This window comes from Streptomyces sp. MH60 (assembly GCF_002939385.1).
Taxonomy (GTDB): Bacteria; Actinomycetota; Actinomycetes; order Streptomycetales; family Streptomycetaceae; genus Streptomyces.
The window spans coordinates 1-20,262 of sequence record NZ_MULI01000059.1 but is presented as its reverse complement, the minus strand read 5'-3'; the positions used below and the strand labels follow the sequence as shown (position 1 = coordinate 20,262).

17 protein-coding genes, 3 tRNA genes and 1 pseudogene are annotated in these 20,262 nt (G+C 72.3%); 9 read left to right on the top strand and 12 right to left on the bottom strand.

The window, feature by feature from the left end; translation table 11 throughout:
* The first annotated feature begins 56 nt into the window (after positions 1-56).
* Positions 57-311: a DUF3073 domain-containing protein gene (locus BZZ08_RS28235; RefSeq protein WP_052843058.1), complete on the top strand. Its 255-nt coding sequence runs from the start codon at positions 57-59 to the stop codon at positions 309-311.
* An 87-nt stretch (positions 312-398) separates the two neighbouring features.
* Here BZZ08_RS28235 and purM read toward each other — a convergent pair whose 3' ends face one another.
* The 7 genes from purM to purS form a co-directional block, all read right to left on the bottom strand.
* A complete protein-coding gene (purM, locus tag BZZ08_RS28230) occupies positions 399-1,481 on the bottom strand; it encodes a phosphoribosylformylglycinamidine cyclo-ligase (RefSeq protein ID WP_104635044.1) in 1,083 nt (360 codons plus the stop codon).
* A 67-nt stretch (positions 1,482-1,548) separates the two neighbouring features.
* Positions 1,549-3,075 (bottom strand): amidophosphoribosyltransferase, encoded by a 1,527-nt coding sequence (purF, locus tag BZZ08_RS28225; protein WP_104635043.1) that lies wholly within the window; start codon positions 3,073-3,075, stop codon positions 1,549-1,551.
* Positions 3,076-3,137: 62 nt separating this feature from the next.
* On the bottom strand, positions 3,138-3,938 hold the full coding sequence (locus BZZ08_RS28220) for an META domain-containing protein (protein WP_104635042.1): 801 nt from the start codon (positions 3,936-3,938) through the stop codon (positions 3,138-3,140).
* Positions 3,939-3,999: 61 nt separating this feature from the next.
* Positions 4,000-4,797 carry a maleylpyruvate isomerase family mycothiol-dependent enzyme gene (locus BZZ08_RS28215; protein ID WP_104635041.1) on the bottom strand — a complete coding sequence of 266 codons (798 nt, stop codon included), beginning with the start codon at positions 4,795-4,797 and terminating at the stop codon, positions 4,000-4,002.
* Between the two features lie 212 nt (positions 4,798-5,009).
* Positions 5,010-7,268 (bottom strand): phosphoribosylformylglycinamidine synthase subunit PurL, encoded by a 2,259-nt coding sequence (gene purL, locus BZZ08_RS28210; RefSeq protein WP_104635040.1) that lies wholly within the window; start codon positions 7,266-7,268, stop codon positions 5,010-5,012.
* The gene (purQ, locus tag BZZ08_RS28205; RefSeq protein WP_104635039.1) at positions 7,265-7,945 is read right to left on the bottom strand and encodes a phosphoribosylformylglycinamidine synthase subunit PurQ; all 681 of its coding nucleotides are present in this window, start codon (positions 7,943-7,945) and stop codon (positions 7,265-7,267) included. Before purQ ends, purL begins: the two co-directional genes overlap by 4 nt.
* Entirely contained in the window at positions 7,942-8,214 is a 273-nt protein-coding gene (gene purS / locus BZZ08_RS28200) for a phosphoribosylformylglycinamidine synthase subunit PurS (RefSeq protein ID WP_104635038.1), read from the bottom strand. Before purS ends, purQ begins: the two co-directional genes overlap by 4 nt.
* Positions 8,215-8,564: 350 nt before the next feature.
* Between purS and BZZ08_RS28195 the strand changes: the two genes are divergently transcribed.
* From BZZ08_RS28195 to BZZ08_RS28160, 8 genes are all read left to right on the top strand, one after another.
* Positions 8,565-8,882 carry a histone-like nucleoid-structuring protein Lsr2 gene (locus BZZ08_RS28195; protein WP_104635037.1) on the top strand — a complete coding sequence of 106 codons (318 nt, stop codon included), beginning with the start codon at positions 8,565-8,567 and terminating at the stop codon, positions 8,880-8,882.
* 137 nt (positions 8,883-9,019) lie between these two features.
* Positions 9,020-9,091: transfer RNA gene (locus BZZ08_RS28190), tRNA-Gly, on the top strand.
* 80 nt (positions 9,092-9,171) lie between these two features.
* Positions 9,172-9,244, top strand: a tRNA-Gly gene (locus BZZ08_RS28185).
* Between the two features lie 150 nt (positions 9,245-9,394).
* Entirely contained in the window at positions 9,395-10,366 is a 972-nt protein-coding gene (locus tag BZZ08_RS28180; RefSeq protein ID WP_104635036.1) for an ABC transporter ATP-binding protein, read from the top strand.
* The gene (locus BZZ08_RS28175) at positions 10,363-11,175 is read left to right on the top strand and encodes an ABC transporter permease (protein WP_104635035.1); all 813 of its coding nucleotides are present in this window, start codon (positions 10,363-10,365) and stop codon (positions 11,173-11,175) included. Before BZZ08_RS28180 ends, BZZ08_RS28175 begins: the two co-directional genes overlap by 4 nt.
* A 29-nt stretch (positions 11,176-11,204) precedes the next feature.
* Positions 11,205-12,452, top strand: a complete 1,248-nt coding sequence (locus BZZ08_RS28170; RefSeq protein ID WP_104635034.1) for a sensor histidine kinase — start codon at positions 11,205-11,207, stop codon at positions 12,450-12,452.
* Complete coding sequence (locus tag BZZ08_RS28165; RefSeq protein WP_059302871.1) at positions 12,449-13,063, top strand: response regulator transcription factor; 615 nt, start codon at positions 12,449-12,451, stop codon at positions 13,061-13,063. The genes BZZ08_RS28170 and BZZ08_RS28165 overlap by 4 nt, the downstream gene beginning before the upstream one ends.
* A gap of 44 nt (positions 13,064-13,107) precedes the next feature.
* Positions 13,108-13,180 (top strand) — tRNA-Gly (locus BZZ08_RS28160).
* Between the two features lie 66 nt (positions 13,181-13,246).
* On the opposite strand, the gene BZZ08_RS28155 is transcribed toward BZZ08_RS28160, so the two are convergent.
* The 5 genes and pseudogenes from BZZ08_RS28155 to BZZ08_RS28135 form a co-directional block, all read right to left on the bottom strand.
* On the bottom strand, positions 13,247-14,146 hold the full coding sequence (locus BZZ08_RS28155) for a phosphoribosylaminoimidazolesuccinocarboxamide synthase (RefSeq protein ID WP_104635033.1): 900 nt from the start codon (positions 14,144-14,146) through the stop codon (positions 13,247-13,249).
* Between the two features lie 68 nt (positions 14,147-14,214).
* A complete protein-coding gene (locus BZZ08_RS28150) occupies positions 14,215-15,687 on the bottom strand; it encodes a N,N-dimethylformamidase beta subunit family domain-containing protein (RefSeq protein ID WP_104635032.1) in 1,473 nt (490 codons plus the stop codon).
* A 211-nt stretch (positions 15,688-15,898) separates the two neighbouring features.
* Positions 15,899-17,740 (bottom strand): hypothetical protein, encoded by a 1,842-nt coding sequence (locus BZZ08_RS28145; RefSeq protein WP_104635031.1) that lies wholly within the window; start codon positions 17,738-17,740, stop codon positions 15,899-15,901.
* Between the two features lie 307 nt (positions 17,741-18,047).
* Positions 18,048-19,298, bottom strand: coding sequence for a phosphoribosylamine--glycine ligase (gene purD, locus BZZ08_RS28140; RefSeq protein ID WP_104635030.1), 1,251 nt, complete (start codon positions 19,296-19,298; stop codon positions 18,048-18,050).
* Positions 19,299-19,480: 182 nt separating this feature from the next.
* Positions 19,481-20,262: pseudogene (locus BZZ08_RS28135) on the bottom strand (DNA polymerase III subunit gamma and tau); the annotation flags it as partial.

Sequence of the window (20,262 nt, the reverse complement as noted above, 5' to 3'; positions counted from 1 at the left end):
TGAACGCGTGTCAAGACTCTGGGGCCGTCGAGCCCCGTCGTTGAGGGGGTCGAGCCATGGGGCGCGGCCGGGCCAAGGCCAAGCAGACGAAGGTCGCCCGCCAGCTGAAGTACAACAGCGGTGGGACTGATCTCTCCCGCCTGGCCGAGGAGCTGGGCGCATCGCCGTCGAATGCACAACCGCCTAACGGCGGGCCATTCGAGGACGATGAGCAGGACGATGACGTGTACGCAAAGTACGCCGACCTCTATGAGGACGACGACGAGGACGAGGACGGCCAGTCCCCGTCCCAACAGCGACGCGGCGCTTGACCTTGCACTGAACACCTTCCCGGTCGGTGACCTCTGTCACCGACCGGGTTCTGTGCTACCCGCGGCACCTGTGGCATCCGCGGCAGCTCAGACGGCGTAGTCGCCCACCAGGGCCGCGCCCGTCGGGTGCTCGCCGCGGTCGGTGATCTCACCGGCCACCCAGGCGTCCACGCCGCGGTCGGCGAGGGTCGTCAGGGCCACGTCCGTCGACTCCTCGGGCACGATCGCGATCATGCCCACGCCCATGTTCAGGGTCTTCTCCAGCTCCAGGCGCTCGACCCGGCCGGTCCGGCCGACGAGGTCGAAGACCGCGCCCGGGGCCCAGGTGGAGCGGTCGACCACGGCGTGCAGGCCGTCGGGGATCACCCGGGCCAGGTTGGCCGCGAGTCCGCCGCCGGTGACGTGGCTGAAGGCGTGGACCTCGGCGGTGCGCAGGAGGGCCAGGCAGTCCAGGGAGTAGATCTTGGTGGGCTCCAGCAGCTCCTCGCCGAGGGTGCGGCCGAGACCGTCCAGGTGGGCGTCGAGCGCCAGACCGCCCTCGTTCAGCAGGACGTGGCGGACCAGCGAGTACCCGTTCGAGTGAAGCCCGGAGGACGCCATGGCGATCACCGCGTCACCCGTTCGGATGCGATCGGGGCCGAGCAGCCGGTCGGCCTCCACGACGCCCGTACCGGCCCCGGCGACGTCGAAGTCGTCCGGGCCCAGCAGACCGGGGTGCTCGGCCGTCTCGCCGCCCACCAGGGCGCACCCGGCCAGCACACAGCCCTCGGCGATGCCCTTGACGATCGCGGCGACCCGCTCGGGGTGGACCTTGCCGACGCAGATGTAGTCGGTCATGAACAGCGGCTCGGCGCCGCACACCACGATGTCGTCCATGACCATGGCGACCAGGTCGTGGCCGATGGTGTCGTAGACGCCCAGCTGCCGGGCGATGTCGACCTTGGTGCCGACGCCGTCGGTGGCGGAGGCGAGCAGGGGGTGCTCGTAGTTCTTGAGGGCGGAGGCGTCGAAGAGACCGGCGAAGCCGCCGAGGCCGCCGAGGACCTCGGGGCGCCGCGTCTTCTTGACCCATTCCTTCATGAGCTCGACGGCGCGGTCGCCCGCCTCGATGTCGACACCTGCTGTTTTGTAAGACGCTGATGCGTAGCTGGCACCGGTTGTGTCAGGCATGACGATGAGAACCTTCGTGTCGTACGGCAGGGACGCCGGGAAACCGGGGAACCAGGGATACGGACGGCTACGGGCGACGGATGGCGTCGGCTGCGGCCGTACCGGCGGGCCCGGCGGCCAGCTCGGTCTCCAGGAGCTGCTTGCCGAGCAGCTCGGGGTCGGGGAGCTCCATCGGGTACTCGCCGTCGAAGCAGGCGCGGCACAGGTTCGGCTTGGCGATGGTGGTCGCCTCGATCATGCCGTCGATGGAGATGTACGCCAGGGAGTCGGCGCCCATCGAGGTGCCGATCTCCTCGACGCTCATGCCGTTGGCGATCAGCTCGGCGCGGGTGGCGAAGTCGATGCCGAAGAAGCAGGGCCACTTCACCGGCGGGGACGAGATCCGGATGTGGATCTCGGCGGCGCCGGCCTCGCGGAGCATGCGGACCAGGGCCCGCTGGGTGTTGCCGCGGACGATGGAGTCGTCGACGACGACCAGCCGCTTGCCCTTGATGACTTCCTTCAGGGGGTTCAGCTTCAGGCGGATGCCGAGCTGGCGAATGGTCTGTGAGGGCTGGATGAAGGTCCGGCCGACATAGGCGTTCTTCACCAGGCCGTTGCCGAAGGGGATGCCGGAGGCCTCGGCGTAGCCGATCGCGGCGGGGGTGCCGGATTCCGGGGTCGCTATGACGAGGTCGGCCTCCGCGGGGGCCTCCTTCGCCAGCCTGCGGCCCATCTCGACACGCGAGAGGTAGACGTTGCGGCCGGCGATGTCGGTGTCCGGGCGGGCCAGGTACACGTACTCGAAGACACAGCCCTTGGGCTTCGCTTCTGCGAATCGCGACGAGCGCAGCCCGTTCTCGTCGATGGCGACGAACTCGCCCGGCTCGATCTCGCGGACGTAGGAGGCGCCGCAGATGTCGAGGGCGGCGGACTCGGAGGCGACCACCCAGCCGCGCTCCAGGCGGCCGAGGACCAGCGGGCGGATGCCCTGCGGGTCACGGGCGGCGTAGAGGGTGTGCTCGTCCATGAAGACGAGGGAGAAGGCGCCCATGACCTGGGGGAGGACGCTGAGCGCGGCCTCTTCGACGGTCAGCGGCTTGCCGTCCTCGTCGACCTGGGCCGCGAGGAGCGCGGTCAGCAGGTCGGTGTCGTTGGTCGCCGCGACCCGGGTGGAGCGGCCCTCCTGCTTGGGCAGGTCGGCGACCATCCCGGCGAGCTGGGCGGTGTTGACGAGGTTGCCGTTGTGCCCGAGCGCGATGGAACCCTGCGCGGTGGCACGGAACGTCGGCTGGGCGTTCTCCCACACGGAGGCGCCGGTGGTCGAGTAGCGGGCGTGACCGACCGCGATGTGACCCTGGAGCGAACCGAGCGAGGTCTCGTCGAAGACCTGGGACACGAGGCCCATGTCCTTGAAGACGAGGATCTGGGAGCCGTTGCTGACCGCGATTCCCGCGGATTCCTGGCCCCGATGCTGGAGGGCGTAGAGCCCGAAGTAAGTGAGCTTTGCGACCTCTTCGCCCGGAGCCCAGACACCGAAGACGCCGCAAGCGTCCTGGGGGCCCTTCTCGCCGGGAAGCAGATCGTGATTGAGTCGACCGTCACCACGTGGCACGCCTCCGAGTGTAGGCGAGGTCGACCACTGGTCCGAATTGGGGATGCGGGCTCACCCGTGGATCACTGGTCGGCCACGGCCCGGACCGTGAGGCCGTCTTCGCTGGTCAGGGTGAGGGTCTGCTGATCGATCCGGTATTCGACCTTGCCGTCGAACAGGCCCAGCAGCCGCTTCTCGGCGTCCATGAGTGAGCCTTCGCACATCATTCGGGTGGTGGACGGGGTGCCGAGGGTGATACGGCCGTCGCTGACGGTGGCCTTGGCGTTGACGTGGTTGCAGGGGAGCCGTCCGGAGACGGTCTTGGCGTCCTGGTCGAAGGTGAGGTGGGCGCGGCCCGCGCCGCCCTTCCGGCCCGGGGCGTCCACGGCCCACCGGGTGCCGTAGAGGGAGGCGTCCTCGGACCTGCTGAGCCGGACGGTGTCGCCGTCGGCGGTGGTCAGGGTGGCCCGCTCGCCCTCGTTCTGGGTGGTGAGCGAGCCGGTGGTGAGGGCGCGGCCGAGGGACTTCTCGAAGCCGGCGGGGGTCTTGGCGCAGGCCTTCTCGGTGAACATGGCGTCGCTGAGCCGGACGCGTTCGCCGTCGACGTCGGCGCGGGCGCTGAAGCTGTTGCAACCGGTGCTGCCCGCGGCCTCGCCGCCGTCGATCCGTACGTGTGCCGCGTCCGGCGCGCGGTGGGTGGCGCCGTCGACGGTGACGCTGTCGATGCTCCACCGGACGCCGGTGATGCGCTGTCCGCCCGCGCCCACGCTTTCGCTGCCGCCGTCGTCGGCCGTCTCGCTGCCGCAGGCCGCGGCGAGCGGGACGAGCGCGGCGACGGCCGCCACGGTCAGGGTCATGCTGCGCTGCTGCTTCTGCCTGTACATGCCGATTCGACGCAGACGGGGAAGGTCCGGTTCCCCTCCCGTTCGCCCCCGGGTCCCGCCCTCAGCCCAGCAGGGGCAGCAGGGCTCCGAGGTCGGCCCGCTCCCCGCTCGCGCTCACCTTCGCCCCGTCCAGGGCGTCCTGCCAGGTCAGCCGCCCGGTGGCCAGCCGCAGCCAGGTCAGCGGGTCGGTCTCGACGACGTTGGGCGGGGTGCCCCGGGTGTGCCGGGGTCCCTCCACGCACTGCACGACCGCGTACGGCGGGATCCGCACCTCCGTCGAGCCGCCGGGCGCCTTCACGGCGAGCGCGTCGGCCAGCAGCCGGGTCGCGGCGGCCAGTGCCTGCCGGTCGTACGGGATGTCCAGGCCGGGCACCGCGGCGGTGAGGTCGTCGGTGTGCACGACCAGCTCGACGGTCCGGGTGACGAGGTAGTCGGCCAGCGGCAGGGCGCCCGCGCTGGTGGGGAGCAGCCTGCTCCCGGGGTGGGTGTCGAGCCGCCCGGTGAAGCGCCGCTCCACCTCGGCGAGGTGGGCGTCGAGGTCGGGGTGCTCGGCGGCGAGCCGTCGGGCCGTCCCGGCGATGGCGTCCGCGTCGGCCGCGATGGCGAACGGCCAGTCGAGCAGCCGGCCGTCCTGCCGCACCGGCTCGGGCTCGTCCAGCAACCGGTCCACGGCGGTCAGCGCCATCCCGACGTGCGCCACCAGCTCCCGCACGGTCCAGTCCCCGAGCCGCGTCGGCAGGGCGAGCTGCTCGGGGGTGAGGGTGCGGACGGCCGCCCGTACGTTGCCGAACTGGGCGAGGACGGCGGCACGGGTGCGGACGGGGTCGTAGGCGCGGGGGGGTTTTCTGGCCGGGGGCATGGGGTGAGCCTATGCGGGCGGCCCTCACTCGTACGTGCGTTTGGCCAGGGAAGACCACCCCGGGGCCGCCGGACCCCGGAACCACTGGTCGGCGCCTCGGACCCCGTCGGCATCGAACTCGACACGGAGATCCTCAAGAACTACGTGCGATAGCGACGGGAAACGCCGAGGCCCCGCCCGGAACCGGACGGGGCCTCGGCTGTGCGGGTCTGCTACGCGAGCAGCCCCGGGATCGTGCCCTCGTGGGACTCGCGCAGCTCGGTCAGGGGGAGGGTGAACTCGCCCTGGACCTCGACCGCGTCGCCGTCGACCACGCCGATGCGGGTGACGGGCAGGCCGCGGGCGCCGCACATGTCGTTGAAGCGGACCTCCTCCGAGCGCGGGACGGCGACGACCGCACGGCCCGCCGACTCCGAGAACAGGAAGGTGAAGGCGTCGAGACCGTCCGGTACGACCAGCCGGGCGCCCTTGCCGCCCAGCAGCGCCGACTCGACGACCGCCTGGACCAGACCGCCGTCGGACAGGTCGTGCGCGGAGTCGATCATGCCGTCGCGGGAGGCGGAGATCAGGATCTCGCCGAGCAGGCGCTCGCGCTCCAGGTCGACCTTCGGGGGCAGGCCGCCGAGGTGGTCGTGGATCACCTGGGACCAGGCCGAGCCGCCGAACTCCTCGCGGGTGTCGCCCAGCAGGTACAGCAGCTGGCCGTCCTCCTGGAAGGCGACCGGCGTGCGGCGGGCCACGTCGTCGATGACGCCGAGCACCGCGACCACCGGGGTCGGGTGGATGGCGGCCTCGCCCGTCTGGTTGTAGAGCGAGACGTTGCCACCGGTCACCGGGGTGCCGAGCTGGAGGCAGCCGTCGGCCAGGCCGCGCACGGCCTCCGCGAACTGCCACATGACCGCCGGGTCCTCCGGCGAGCCGAAGTTCAGGCAGTCGGAGACCGCCAGGGGCTTCGCGCCGGTCGTGGCCACGTTGCGGTAGGCCTCCGCCAGGGCCAGCTGCGCGCCCGTGTACGGGTCGAGCTTGGCGTAGCGGCCGTTGCCGTCGGTCGCGATGGCGACACCGAGGCCGGACTCCTCGTCCACGCGGATCATGCCCGAGTCCTCGGGCTGGGCGAGGACCGTGTTGCCCTGCACGAAGTGGTCGTACTGCTGGGTGATCCACTGCTTGGACGCCTGGTTCGGGGAGGACACCAGCTTCAGGACCTGGTCCTTCAGCTCCTCGCCCGACTGCGGCCGGGGCAGCTTGTTCGCGTCGTCGGCCTGGAGGGCGTCCTGCCAGTCGGGGCGGGCGTAGGGGCGCTCGTAGACCGGGCCGTCGTGGGCGACCGTGCGCGGGTCGACGTCGACGATCTTGCCGCCGTGCCAGAAGATCTCCAGCCGGTCGCCGTCGGTGACCTCACCGATGACGGTGGCGATGACGTCCCACTTCTCGCAGATCTCCAGGAAGCGGTCGACCTTCTCCGGCTCGACCACCGCGCACATGCGCTCCTGCGACTCGCTCATGAGGATTTCCTCGGGCGAGAGGGTCGAGTCGCGCAGCGGGACGTCGTCCAGGGTGACGCGCATGCCGCCGGAGCCGTTCGACGCCAGTTCGCTGGTCGCGCAGGACAGGCCCGCCGCTCCCAGGTCCTGGATGCCGACGACCAGCTTCTCGGCGAACGCCTCCAGGGTGCACTCGATGAGGAGCTTCTCCTGGAAGGGGTCGCCGACCTGGACGGCGGGGCGCTTCGACGGCTTGGCGTCGTCGAAGGTCTCCGAGGCCAGGATCGAGGCGCCGCCGATGCCGTCGCCGCCGGTCCGGGCGCCGTACAGGATGACCTTGTTGCCCGCGCCGGACGCCTTCGCGAGGTGGATGTCCTCGTGCCGCATGACGCCGATGGCACCGGCGTTGACCAGCGGGTTGCCCTGGTAGCAGGCGTCGAAGACGACCTCGCCGCCGATGTTGGGCAGGCCCAGGCAGTTGCCGTAGCCGCCGATGCCGGCGACGACGCCGGGCAGCACGCGCTTGGTGTCGGGGTGGTCGGCGGCGCCGAAGCGCAGGGGGTCGACCACGGCGACCGGGCGGGCGCCCATCGCGATGATGTCGCGGACGATGCCGCCGACGCCGGTGGCCGCGCCCTGGTAGGGCTCGACGTAGGAGGGGTGGTTGTGCGACTCGACCTTGAAGGTGACCGCGTAGCCCTGGCCGACGTCGACGACACCGGCGTTCTCGCCGATGCCGACGAGCATCGCCTCGGACTCGGGGGCCTTCTCGCCGAACTGGCGCAGGTGGACCTTGCTGCTCTTGTACGAGCAGTGCTCGGACCACATGACGGAGTACATGGCCAGCTCCGCGCCGGTGGGGCGGCGGCCGAGGATCTCGACGACCCTCTCGTACTCGTCCTTCTTCAGGCCCAGCTCGGCCCAGGGCAGCTCGACGTCGGGGGTCGCGGTCGCGTGCTCGACCGTGTCCAGAGGCGTCCGGCTCATGCGTTGACCAGCTTCTTGAGGATCGAGGTGAAGAACGGCAGCCCGTCGGTACGGCCCGTACCGATCAGCGACTCGACGGCGTGCTCGGGGTGCGGCATGAGGCCGACGACGTTCCCGGCGGCGTTGGTGATGCCGGCGATGTCGTTGAGCGAGCCGTTGGGGTTCATGTCCAGGTAGCGGAAGGCCACCCGCCCCTCCGCCTCCAGCTCGTCCAGCGTGCGCCGGTCGGCGACGTAGCGGCCGTCCATGTTCTTCAGCGGGATGTGGATCTCCTGGCCGGCGGTGTAGTCGCTGGTCCAGGAGGTGTCCGCGTTCTCCACCCGCAGCTTCTGGTCGCGGCAGATGAAGTGCAGGTGGTCGTTGCCCAGCATGCCGCCGGGCAGCAGGTGGGCCTCGGTGAGGATCTGGAAGCCGTTGCAGATGCCCAGCACCGGCAGACCGGCCTTCGCCTGGTCGATGACGCTGTCCATCACCGGCGAGAAGCGCGCGATGGCGCCGGCGCGCAGATAATCGCCGTACGAGAAACCGCCGCACAGCACCACGGCGTCGACCTGCTTGAGGTCCTTGTCCTTGTGCCAGAGGGCGACGGGTTCGGCACCGGCGACGCGGATCGCGCGCTGCGTGTCCCGGTCGTCGAGGCTGCCGGGGAAAGTGACGACGCCAATACGAGCGGTCACTTCGACGCCCCCGCGACTACGTCTTCGGACTCGACCTTGACGGTGAAGTCCTCGATCACGGTGTTGGCGAGGAAGGATTCCGCAAGATCATGGATGCGGGCGAGGGCGGCGTCGTCGACGGGCCCGTCCACTTCCAGTTCGAATCGCTTTCCCTGACGGACGTCCGAGATCCCTTCGAAACCCAGCCGCGGCAGTGCGCGCTGCACCGCCTGGCCCTGGGGGTCGAGGATCTCCGGCTTGAGCATGACGTCGACTACGACGCGTGCCACTGGCACTCCCGGTGTGTGGTGCTGAGCAGGTTCCTTCAGACTACCCGTACAAAATTTCTACGCGCGTAGCCTTGGAGGAAACTACGTGACCCCAGTCACGATTCGGTATCGGGAGGGGGCGGTCGCGAAAAGCTTCGGGAAAGATCCCGGATGGAGCACGGACACCTATTGCCCTGCGGACACGCCAAGAGATTTAGTCGGGCTTCCCATTGCAATGCCAGGCACTGTACAAATGAAATGTCATTAGCCGATACTTTGCCCAATTACAGGCGAACAGTCGGCATCATCGCGGCGTCTTGGCACGTTCGAGCACGTCATCGCGGAGATGCCGCACGAAGGGACCGATATTCGTGGCGCAGCGTGTCGTGGTCACTCTCTTTGACGACATCGACGGCTCGGAAGCGGCGGAGACGATCGCCTTCGGAGTCGACGGCCGGACGTACGAGATCGACCTGAACGAAGCCAATGCCCGGAAACTGCGCAAGGCGCTCGAGCCGTACGTCTCGGCCGGCCGCAAGCGCTCCCGGTCCGGCAAGGCCTACCGGCAGACGGAGGTCGCCCCCGACCCGGCGGCGGTCCGCGCCTGGGCCCAGGCGAACAAGATGGACGTGCCCGCGCGGGGCCGGATCCCGAAGAAGGTGTACGAGGCGTTCACCGAGGCGCAGTGAGCCGTGCGCCCGGCACGGGCGGCCGACGGCCGCTCAGTCGCCCCTCGCGGCAACCGACTTGCGCGGCACCCCGGGTGATCAGCTAAAGTCTGGAGCACGCCGAGGGGCGAGGCCGAAAGGCCCAGCTCCCGGAACATGCGGGTGTAGTTCAGTAGTAGAACATCCCCCTTCCAGGGGGAAGGCGCAGTGTGCAATTCCTGTCACCCGCTCTGCATCGCCGTACCGGCCACTCGATTGGATCAGGTAGGCTGGTGCTCGCACCGATCGGTGAAGGCCGGTCGGGGGCAATGCGGACGTAGCTCAGTTGGTAGAGCGCAACCTTGCCAAGGTTGAGGTCGCGAGTTCGAGCCTCGTCGTCCGCTCGGGAATCAGACCCCGGTCCTCCAGGACCGGGGTCTTTTCGTGCGTCCGGCTCCGCGCCTCCACCGGCCCGTCCCCGCCCTGACATTTGTCATGCCGGGCGATGACGGGCCGCACTGTCGTGCCGCCCCACCCGCCGGAATGCTTGAAGCATGCAAACCAACGAACACGAACACGTGATTGAGGTCACCGGCCTGCGGCGTGTGTACGGGGGCGGGTTCGAGGCCGTGCGCGGGATCGACTTCTTCGTGCGCCGGGGTGAGGTCTTCGCACTGCTCGGCACCAACGGCGCCGGCAAGACGTCGACGGTCGAGGTCCTGGAAGGGCTCGCCGCTCCGGCCGGCGGGCAGGTGCGCGTCCTCGGGCACGACCCGTACACCGAGCGGGCCGCCGTACGTCCCCGCACCGGGGTCATGCTCCAGGAGGGCGGCTTCCCCTCCGAGCTGACGGTCGCCGAGACGGCGCGGATGTGGGCGGCGTGCGTGAGCGGTGCCCGGCCGCCGGCCGAGGTGCTGGCGCTGGTGGGTCTGGAGTCGAAGACCGACACCCGCGTGAAGCAGCTGTCCGGGGGCCAGCGGCGCCGCCTGGACCTGGCGCTCGCGCTGCTCGGCGACCCCGAGGTGCTCTTCCTCGACGAGCCCAGCACCGGCCTGGACGCCGAAGGCCGCCGGGACACCTGGGAGTTGGTGAGCGGGCTGCGCGATGCCGGTACGACGGTGCTGCTGACCACGCACTACCTGGAGGAGGCCGAGAACCTCGCCGACCGGCTCGCGATCATGCACGAGGGCCGGATCGCCGCCACCGGCACCCCGGCCGAGGTGACCGCCGCGCAGCCGTCCCACATCTCCTTCGAACTGCCCGCCGGGTACTTCGTGGGCGACCTGCCGCCGCTCGGCGAACTGGGCGTCGGCGACCACGAGGTCGACGGCCGCATGGTGAAGCTGCGCACCCGGGAACTCCAGCGCGCCGCCACCGGGCTGCTGGTGTGGGCCGCACAGGCCGGAGCGGAGCTGCGCCGCCTGGACGTGCGCTCGGCGTCCCTGGAGGAGGCCTTCCTCAGCATCGCCAAGGAGGTGTCCGCGAGGACGTCCCGCACCACCACGGAGAAGGAGTACGCCGCATGAGCGCCACCGACGCGCCGGCCCGCGCGCAGCGCGCCGGGACCCCGGCCACCACGCCGATGGGCCGGATGACCGGCCTCGCCCGCGCCGAACTGACCCTGCTCGGGCGGACCAAGGGCACCGTCTTCGCCGCGCTGTTCGTGCCGCTCGTGCTGCCGTTCAGCGTGCGGGCGGGAGCCAAGGAGATGGACCTCGCCGGGGCCGGACTGACCACCGGCACGCTCGTGCTGCCCGCCGCGATCGGCTTCTCCCTGCTGTTCGCCGTCTACTCGGCCCTCGTCGGCGTCTTCGTCGTCCGGCGCGAGGAACTCGTGCTCAAGCGGCTGCGCACCGGTGAGCTGCGGGACGTGGAGATCCTCGGCGGGTCCGCGCTGCCGGCCGTGCTCAGCGGGCTGGTGCAGTCCCTGCTGCTCGCGGTGGGCTGCGCGGTGCTGCTCGACCTGTCCGCGCCGTCCGCGGTCCACCTGGCCGTCGTCGGGCTGCTGCTGGGGCTGGTGATCTGTGCCGCGCTCGCGGCGGTCACCGCGAGTTTCACCAGGACCGGGGAGAGCGCGCAGGTCACCTCGCTGCCGTTCATGTTCGTCTCGATGCTCGGCTCCGGCCTGTTCTTCCCGCTGGAGATGATGCCCGACCGGCTGGCCTCGGTGTGCGAGTTCCTGCCGCTGACTCCCGTCGTCACCCTGGTGCGCGGCGGCTGGACCGGCGACCTGTCGGCGGCCGACGCGCTGGGCGCGGTCGTGACGGCGGTGGCCTGGACCGTGCTCGCGGTGTTTGCTGTACGACGGTGGTTCCGCTGGGAGCCGCGGCACTGAGGTACGGGGCGAGTGGGAGCGGCGGACGGATGCGCAGGCCGGGCGGATGGTGGCGGATCAAGAGCACGCCGGAGAAAGTGGAGACGTACACGCGGTGGTCGTTCCACTTCTTCGGTGTCATCGAGGTGCTCGCCCTCGGCGTGACCGCCTACGGCCGGGCCGGCGTCGGGCTCGCCACCGTGCTGTGCCTGCTGGTCGTCGTGCACGCCGCCGTCTGCATGCTCGTCTCGTCCATGGCGCTGGACTGGACGCTCGACAGGCGCCCGCAGCCCGTACGGATGCTGTGGACGCTTGTCGCCGTCACCGCGGTGGTGGCGGTCACCGCGGTCGGGATCGCGGACCGCGGACCGGCCGGCGAGGTGGAGACCGCGGCGGGCTCGGTCTACGGCGGGGTCATGTGCTACGCCGCCGGTGTCATCACCGTCGGGGTGCGGGGCCGGCGGCGCCGGGTCGCCGTCGTCGGGGCCTTCGCGCTGGGCGCGGGGCTCGTCACGTTCCCGCTGGAGATGCCCGCCCTCGCGTCGGTCGTGGTGGCCGGCCTGGTGCTGGTGACCGGTGGGTTCCTCGCCGCCACCTCGATCTTCTCCCTCTGGCTGCTCAAGGCGGTCTACGCGCTCGACGACGCCAAGGAGACCCGGGCCAGGCTCGCCGTCGCCGAGGAGCGGCTGCGGTTCGGCCGGGACCTGCACGACGTGATGGGGCGCAACCTGTCGGTGATCGCGCTCAAGAGCGAGCTGGCGGTCCAGCTGTCCCGGCGCGGCAGGCCCGAGGCGGTGGAGCAGATGATCGAGGTGCAGCGCATCGCCCAGGAGTCGCAGCGCGAGGTCCGGGACGTCGTGCGCGGCTACCGGGAGGCCGCGCTGGAGGTCGAACTGGCCGGTGCCCGGGGTGTGCTCTCGGCGGCGGGCATCGTCTCGGAGGTCACCGGCGGGACGGCCGGGCTGCCCTCCGAGGTGCAGGCGGCGCTCGGCTGGGTGGTGCGGGAGGCGACCACGAACGTGCTGCGGCACGGGGACGCGAAGAAGGTCGCCGTGACGGTGCGGATGTCGGAAGGGCGGGTAGTGCTGACGGTGGAGAACGACGGCGTGGCGGAGACGACGGGAGACGGCCCCCCGGCGGTCTCGGGCGGCTCCGGGCTCGCGGGGCTGCGCGAGCGGCTGTCCGCGGTGGACGGGACCCTGGAGGCGGGGCCCGCGGGCAAGGGGATCTTCCGGCTGACGGCCGAGGTGCCGCTGCCGGCCGCCGCGGCCGGTGCCCCGCTGGAGGTCGCGTCGTGACGACGACCGTGCGCGTCCTGCTCGCCGACGACGAGCACCTCATCCGCGGGGCGCTGGCGGCCCTGCTGTCCCTGGAGGACGACCTGGTCGTCGTCGCCGAGGCGGCCACCGGCCCCGAGGCACTGGCGATGGCGCGGGCGCACGCGCCGGACGTCGCGGTCCTGGACCTCCAGATGCCCGGCGCCGACGGTGTGAAGGTCGCCACATCGCTGCGGGCCGAGCTGCCCGCCTGCAAGGTGCTGATCGTGACCAGCCACGGGCGCCCCGGGCATCTGAAGCGGGCCCTCGCGGCGGGGGTGCGCGGGTTCGTCCCCAAGACCGTCAGCGCCCAGCGGCTCGCCGAACTGATCCGCACGGTGCATGCCGGAAACCGGTACGTCGACCCCGAGTTGGCCGCCGACGCGATCTCCGCCGGGGACTCGCCGCTGACCGCGCGCGAGGCCGAGGTGCTGGAGCACGCCGCCGACGGGGCACCGGTCGCGGAGATCGCCGAGCGCGCCGCGCTCGCCGAGGGCACCGTACGGAACTACCTGTCGTCCGCCGCGAGCAAGCTCGGTGCGGAGAACCGGCACGCGGCGGTGCGTCTCGCACGGGAGCGGGGTTGGGTATAGTGGCTCTCGCGCCACGGCGACGTCCACGACGAAGCCCGCGCAGTGCGAACGTAGCTCAGTTGGTAGAGCGCAACCTTGCCAAGGTTGAGGTCGCGAGTTCGAACCTCGTCGTTCGCTCCGTGTGAGAAGCCCCCGGCTCCGGCCGGGGGCTTCTTCGTGTGCGGCCTTTTGCGGCCTCCGCCGTTACGACCAGCTCTGGCCGGTCAGGAGCTCGTAGGCCTCCACGTACTTGGCGCGGGTGGCGTCCACCACCTGCTGCGGCAGCGGCGGCGGGGGCTGCTCGCTCCCGCGGTCCCAGCCGGACTCCGCCGAGGTCAGCCAGTCCCGCACGAACTGCTTGTCGTACGAGGGCTGCGCGCGGCCCGGCTGCCACTGGTCGGCCGGCCAGAAGCGGGAGGAGTCCGGGGTGAGGACCTCGTCGGCGAGGACCAGGTCGTCCCCGTCGAAGCCGAACTCGAACTTGGTGTCCGCGAGGACGATGCCGCGCTCGCGGGCGATGTCCCGGGCGCGGGAGTAGACGGCGAGGGTGGCCTGGCGCAGGGCGGCGGCGGTGTCCGCGCCGACCTGGCGGGCGACCTCCTCGTAGGAGACGTTCTCGTCGTGCTCGCCGACCTCGGCCTTGGTGGCCGGGGTGAAGATCGGGGCGGGCAGCTCCGAGCCGTCGACCAGGCCCTCGGGGAGGGCGAGGCCGCACACGGTGCGGGTCTCGTCGTACTCCGCCAGGCCCGAGCCGGTGAGGTAGCCGCGGGCCACGCACTCCACGGGGACCATCCGCAGCGACTTGCAGACCAGGGCGCGGCCCGCCCAGTCGGCGGGGGCGCCGGGGGGCAGCTCGGTGCTCAGCACATGGTGGGGTGCCAGGTCGGCGAGCTGCTCGAACCACCACAGGGAGAGCTGGGTGAGGACCCGGCCCTTGTCGGGGATCTCGGTCGGCAGCACCCAGTCGTAGGCGGAGATGCGGTCGCTGGCGACCATCACGAGGTCGCCCGCCTCGTTCCGGTACAGCTCGCGCACCTTGCCGGTGTGCAGATGCACCAGACCCGGAACCTGGAGCGGCTCGGGCTTTTCAACGAATCCGGACACGGTTCCTCCCCGTGGTTCTGTCCTATGCCTCGATTGTCCCGTACGTCGTGGGGAGGGCGGACGCCGGGTCAGTCCCGTTTGCAGATGCGGTCCAGGAGGTTGGCCGTGGCGCGTTGGACGCGCGGGTCGACGTGGCCGGGGCGGTCCAGGGCCGGGGACCAGGCGAACGTGCCGGACGCGAACACCCAGGCGCCCGACGGGGCCCGGTACAGCGACGTCTCCTGGTGCCGCCGGACGCCGTCCGCGTCGGCGTACGGGGAGTGGGCGAGCAGGACCCGCTCGTCGTGCTCGGGGAGCGCGGTGCGCGGGAAGTAGCGGTCGGCCTCGCCCGCCACCAGGTCCTCGATCGCGTCGCCCTCGTGCGCTCCGGTGGCCTCCCAGAGCCAGTGACCGGCGTTGCGGACGATCATCGGGTGCGGTTCGGGGACGCGGCCGGCGTACTGGATGCCGAGCAGCTGCTGCTCGGGGCGGTCGATCTCCCGCCACAGCGCGGGGCGGCCGGGTCCCTTGCGTTTGCGGCAGGTCAGCAGCCGGTCGGGGGTGCCGGACGGGGAGGGGGCCAGCTCCACCTGCCAGTACATGGTGTTGGCGGAGAGGAAGACCAGGGAGGTCCCCCGGTCGCGGGCGCGTTCCGCGGTGCGGCGCATGGGGGCGGACCAGTACTCGTCGTGGCCGGGGAAGACCAGGCCCCGGTAGCGGGCCGGGTCGACGCGGCCGGAGTGCAGGTCGCGGGCGTCGGCGTAGGCGAGGTCGTAGCCGTAGCGCTCGGCGAAGCGGATGAAGTCGTAGGCGTGACCGACGTGGAGCGGCAGCCCGGCGCCCGCGTAGGGGCGGTCGAAGGAGACGGTCGTCGCGGCATCCGCCTCGCCGAGGAGCCGGCCCTCCTCGTCCCAGGCGTGGTAGAGGCTGGCACCGGTGCGGCCGTCCTCCGGATAGAGGTTGTACGCCTGCCAGGTGACGTCCGGCAGGAGGAGGAGCAGGTCGGCGGGGTGGTCGTCGCGGACCGTGAAGGGCACGTGGGAGCGGTAGCCGTCGGCGGTGGTGAGGACGGCGACGTAGGCGCCGACGTTCCAGTACGACGGGATCTGCAGTCGCCAGGACAGCCACCAGTGGTGGCAGGAGACCGTGCGGTCGGCGGTGAGCGGCGGGTGCTGGACGATGCCGGACAGGCGGGGACTGGTGGTGATCTTGGCGGCGCCGTCACCGCCGTAGTGCCCGATCCGGTAGACGTCGACGCTGAACTCCTGCGGCGGGTCGACGGTGACGTGGAAGTCGATGGCCTCGCCGGGGGCGGCCGCCCCCGTCGCGGTGAAGCCCTTGATCTGGCACCGGACGTCGTCCGCGGCGCGGGGACCGCCACCGGAGTGGGCATGAGAGCCGCCGGCCTGGTCCTGGTCCGCGTACCAGGCGACGGCCTGGCCGGTGTCGCCGAAGTACGTCTCGCCGCCGCGCAGCCAGGGGACCGGGCCCTGTCCGAAGGGGTCCGTCACGGCGTGCGCGAGTGCTCCCGACTCCCAACGGCGGATCTGCTCGGGCCCCATGGGACAGTCCCCTCCCTCGTGCCCCCGTGGTCGTGCGTATGACGCATGCCTTTGCCATGTGCGCGATCGGTCCCAGCACATCACATTTCGCACGTGGGCTGTCACTGTTCGTTGCGAAGTGGCCGAAAGTGGAATCGGGGGGTCCGATTCGCCGGAACCCAAGGCGCGCAGTGGGCGCTGGGCGCACGGAGCGGACGGGGCGTTCCAGGAGTCAGACCAGGCGCACCGGCTTCTCCGGCCGTATGCCGAGGTCGGTCATCCAGGCGCGCAGCGGGCCCGGGTCACCGGTCTCCACGAGGCTGAGCACGCTGGACGCCAGGTCCGCGGTGCGGGCACCGTCGAAGAGGAGCGACGGCCCGTCGAGCCAGTCGAGGGCGGGAGCCGCGCCGGCGGTGTCCATCGCGGCGCAGCACACCATCGCCGTGATGTGCGCGGTGAGGATCTCCCGCCCGGTGCGCGGCGGCTGCAGCGGCAACAGGGGCAGCGCGCGGTCGTCCCAGAGGGCGGCGTCGGGACCGGCGGCCGGTCCCGGGACGGAGGCGGGCGCCCGGGCCCCGGCGGGCCGCACCTCGGCCTCCTCGCGGGCCAGCTGGGCACTGAGCCCGGCGGCCAGGGCGGCACCACGGGCGGTGGTACCGGCGAGGTCGTCCTCGTCGTCGTCGGGGGCGTCGGTGGGGGCGTCCGGGACGCTCCCGGTCTCCGGCTCGGCGGCGTCCGCGCGGGTGCCGGTCCCGGCGGCAGGGGTGGCGGTGACCGCGGCGTCCGGGGTCGTGAGGTGGTCCAGGACGCGGGCCAGGGTCGGGCCGTCCGTGCCCGGCGCGGTGCCCTCGGCCGCGCGGCGGACCCCCAGGGTGTCCAGCACCCGGTGCAGGCGGGCCGCGTCAGTGCGCCAGGTCCGGTCGACGACCTCCTCGGGATACTCCTCCCATCCCACCGGCGACCAGTCGGGACCGGTCTCGGCGGGCCCGCCGTGGAAGAGGCGCGCGGCGAGGAGCGAGACCGCCTCGTCCATCAGCCCCGGCTCCTCCAGCAGGTCACAGGCGGGACGCTCCCCCAGGCGGGAGGCGAAGCCCTCGGCCAGGCGGTCCCGGCGGGACAGCTCCGTGAGGGCGGCGACGACCCCGACGTCCAGCCGCGAGGGCCAGCGGCCCATCCGCCAGGCGGGCAGCGCCACCCGGGTCAGCAGCCGGTCCCAGCCCGCGTAGGCGAGCCCGACCTGCTCCTGCGCGACGATCCGCAGTCCGTAGTCCACAGCCTGTGCACGCTCGGCGGCCGCGGCCGCGACCCCGCGCTCCATCTCGGCCGCGTGACCCCGACAGCTGCGCAGCAGCAGCCGGGACGCCCAGCCGAGGCCCGCGCACGCCACGCGGGACAGCGGGTCGCGTCCGCCCGCCGAGGCCACCGCCACGGCGGCGTCCAGGCCCCGTATGAAACGCCGGGCCGCGGCTATGTCGGGGTGCGCCGAGGGTCCCGTACCGGCGACGACGGGGGCGAGGACGGCACGCAGCTCGCCCACCCGCATCCACCACAGGAACGGTGAGCCGATGACCAGGACGGGCGCGGCGGCGCTCCGGCGGTGGGCGGATCCGCCCGGGCCGGACAGGTCGTCGTCGTGCTGCTCCGCGGGCGGCGGGCCGTGGGCCGGATGGGTGCGGTCCTCCAGCCAGCTGTCGCAGTCCGGGGTGAGCGCTATCGCGGAGGGGGCCGGGACGTCGAGCCGGTCGGCCAGGTCACGCACCATGCGGTAGAGGTCGGGCGCCGACTCCTCGGCGACCGTGACCGTGGGGGTCACGGCGGGCCGGGAGCGGGCCACGACCAGGGCGACCCCGGCGGCGGCCAGCAGCACGAACACCGCGAGGACGGAGACGACCCAGCGCAGGACGTCCCAGCCGCCGCCCGCCAGGCGCCCCGTGGAGCCGCCGACGAGGAGGATCACCGCGGCGGCGGCGGGCAGCAGGGCCACGCCCAGCGCGCGGCTGCGCACCCGCAGCACCGCCAGTGCCCGGGAACGCGCGGCCTGCGCGCCCATCTCCACTCCACCGATACCGGTCACGGCCGGACCTCATCCCCTCATCGCTGTCCTGTCTGTCCTGGACCGTCCTGCTGCTCTGCTGTGCTTCGGGTCGTGCTCACTCCACCCACTGTGGCACCCGGCACTGACATCGCAATGCCGGTGGGCCAAGTGCCGGAACGCTTGCGCGGCACCATAGTTGGGGCCCTCGCCCCCGTCAGCCGTATGGCCCTTCGGTCACCCGATGGAATGGCTTTGGGGAAAGGTGGAGACGGACAGCAAAGGTCAGGCCCCGGCTCCTGAGACGGAGCCGGGGCCTGCCGGGTGCGTGACCGGGAGGGGCGAGGGGTTACGCGCCGGCCGCCTTCGCCGCGATGTCGGTGCGGTGCTGCGCGCCGTCGAGGCGGATGCGGGCGACGGCCCGGTAGGCACGGTCACGGGCCTCGGTGAGGTCGGCGCCGGTGGCCGTGACGGACAGGACGCGGCCGCCGGCGCTGACGACGGCGTCGCCCTCGGCGCGGGTGCCGGCGTGCAGCACGTAGGCGTGCGGGGCGTCCTCGGCGGCCACCGCGTCGAGGCCGGTGATCGGGTCGCCGGTGCGCGGGGTCCCGGGGTAGTTGTGCGAGGCGACGACCACGGTGACGGCCGCCTCGTCACTCCAGCGCAGGGGCTCGAGGTCGGCCAGGTTGCCGGTGGCGGCGGCCATCAGCAGACCCGCGAGCGGGGTCTTCAGGCGGGCCAGCACGACCTGGGTCTCGGGGTCGCCGAAGCGGGCGTTGAACTCGATCACGCGCACACCGCGCGAGGTGATCGCGAGCCCGGCGTAGAGGAGCCCGGAGAACGGGGTGCCGCGCCTGCGCATCTCGTCGACGGTCGGCTGGAGCACGCTCTGCACCACCTCGTCGACCAGCTTCGGATCGGCCCAGGGCAGCGGCGAGTACGCGCCCATGCCGCCGGTGTTCGGACCCTCGTCGCCGTCGAGGGCGCGCTTGAAGTCCTGGGCGGGCTGGAGCGGGCGGACGTTCTCGCCGTCGGTGACGGCGAAGAGGGAGACCTCGGGGCCGTCCAGGAACTCCTCGATGACGACGCGGTCGCAGGCGTTCGCGTGCGCGCGGGCCGCCTCGACGTCGTCGGTGACGACGACGCCCTTGCCCGCGGCCAGCCCGTCGTCCTTGACGACGTAGGGGGCACCGAAGGCGGCGAGGGCCGCGTCGACCTCGGTGGGGTTCGCGCAGACGTAGGAGCGGGCCGTGGGCACGCCCGCGCCGGCCATCACGTCCTTGGCGAAGGCCTTGGACCCCTCCAGCCGGGCGGCCTCCGCCGACGGGCCGAACACCGGGATGCCCGCCTCGCGGACGGCGTCGGCGACCCCGGCGACCAGCGGCGCCTCGGGTCCTACGACGACCAGCTCGGCGCCGAGCCGGGTGGCCAGCGCCGTGACGGCCGCGCCGTCGAGGGCGTCGACCTGGTGCAGTTCGGCGACCTCGGCGATACCGGCGTTGCCGGGTGCGCAGTGCAGCGCGGTGACGTCGGGGTCGAGGGACAGGGAACGGCACAGGGCGTGTTCGCGGGCGCCGCCGCCGATGACAAGGACCTTCACGGGGTGAAGCCTAATGGGAACGGGCCGGTGCGGTTTGTGCGGGCTTCCGAACGGACCGCACAGGGAGACTTGTGCCTTCCTCCAGGCCCGGTCCTCCGGGCCGGTTCCTCCGGGCCGGTTCCTCCGGGCCGGTTCCGCCGGACCGGTTCCGCCGGGCCGGTTTCCTTGAGGCCCGGCGGGGGCTACTCGTTCGCGATCTCCTCGACCACCGTGGCGCCCAGCTCGCGGACCAGCAGCTCCTTGCCGGAGAGAGCCGACTCGTCGAGGTCCGGATCGTCGTCCTCGGGGATGTCGTCCTCGGGGGACACCGGGGGCGGCTCGGGCGCCGAGGGCCGGGGCGCGGGGGCCGGAGCGGGCGCCGGGGCCGCGGCGGGGGCCTGGGGCGACGCGGAGGCGGGAGTCGACGGCCGCTGGGCGGGCGTGCCGCCACCGAAGCCGCCCCCACCACCGCCGCCGAAGCCACCGCCCCCGGATCCGCCGAAGCCGCCGGAGGGACCGGACGGACCCGCAGCGGGCGGGGGCGCGGAGCCACCGCCGGACGGGTCGACGACGGCGTCGATCTTCCACTGCACGTTGAACTGCTCGGCCAGGGCCTGCCGCAGCACGTCCTCGCTGCCGCTGCTCACGAAGTTGTCGCGGGCTCCGGCGTTGACGAAGCCGAGTTGCAGGGAGGTGCCGTCGAAGCCGGTCACCTGGGCGTTCTGGCTGAGCAGGATCCAGGTGAACCGACGGCGGTTCTTGACCGCTTCCAGGATGTTGGGCCACAGGGAGCGCGGGTCGACCCCGGAGGCACCCGGCGCTGGGGAGCCGGGCGCGGGCGCGGGCGCCGCGGGAGCCGAGGCCGGAGTCGAGGTGTGGCCGGTACCGGGTCCCGAGGAGGGCCCGGAGGGGGCCGGTGTCCGGGCCTGTCCACCGCCCGTCGGGGCCGCCGTGGGCCACCCGCCGGGACGGCGCCCGCCACCCG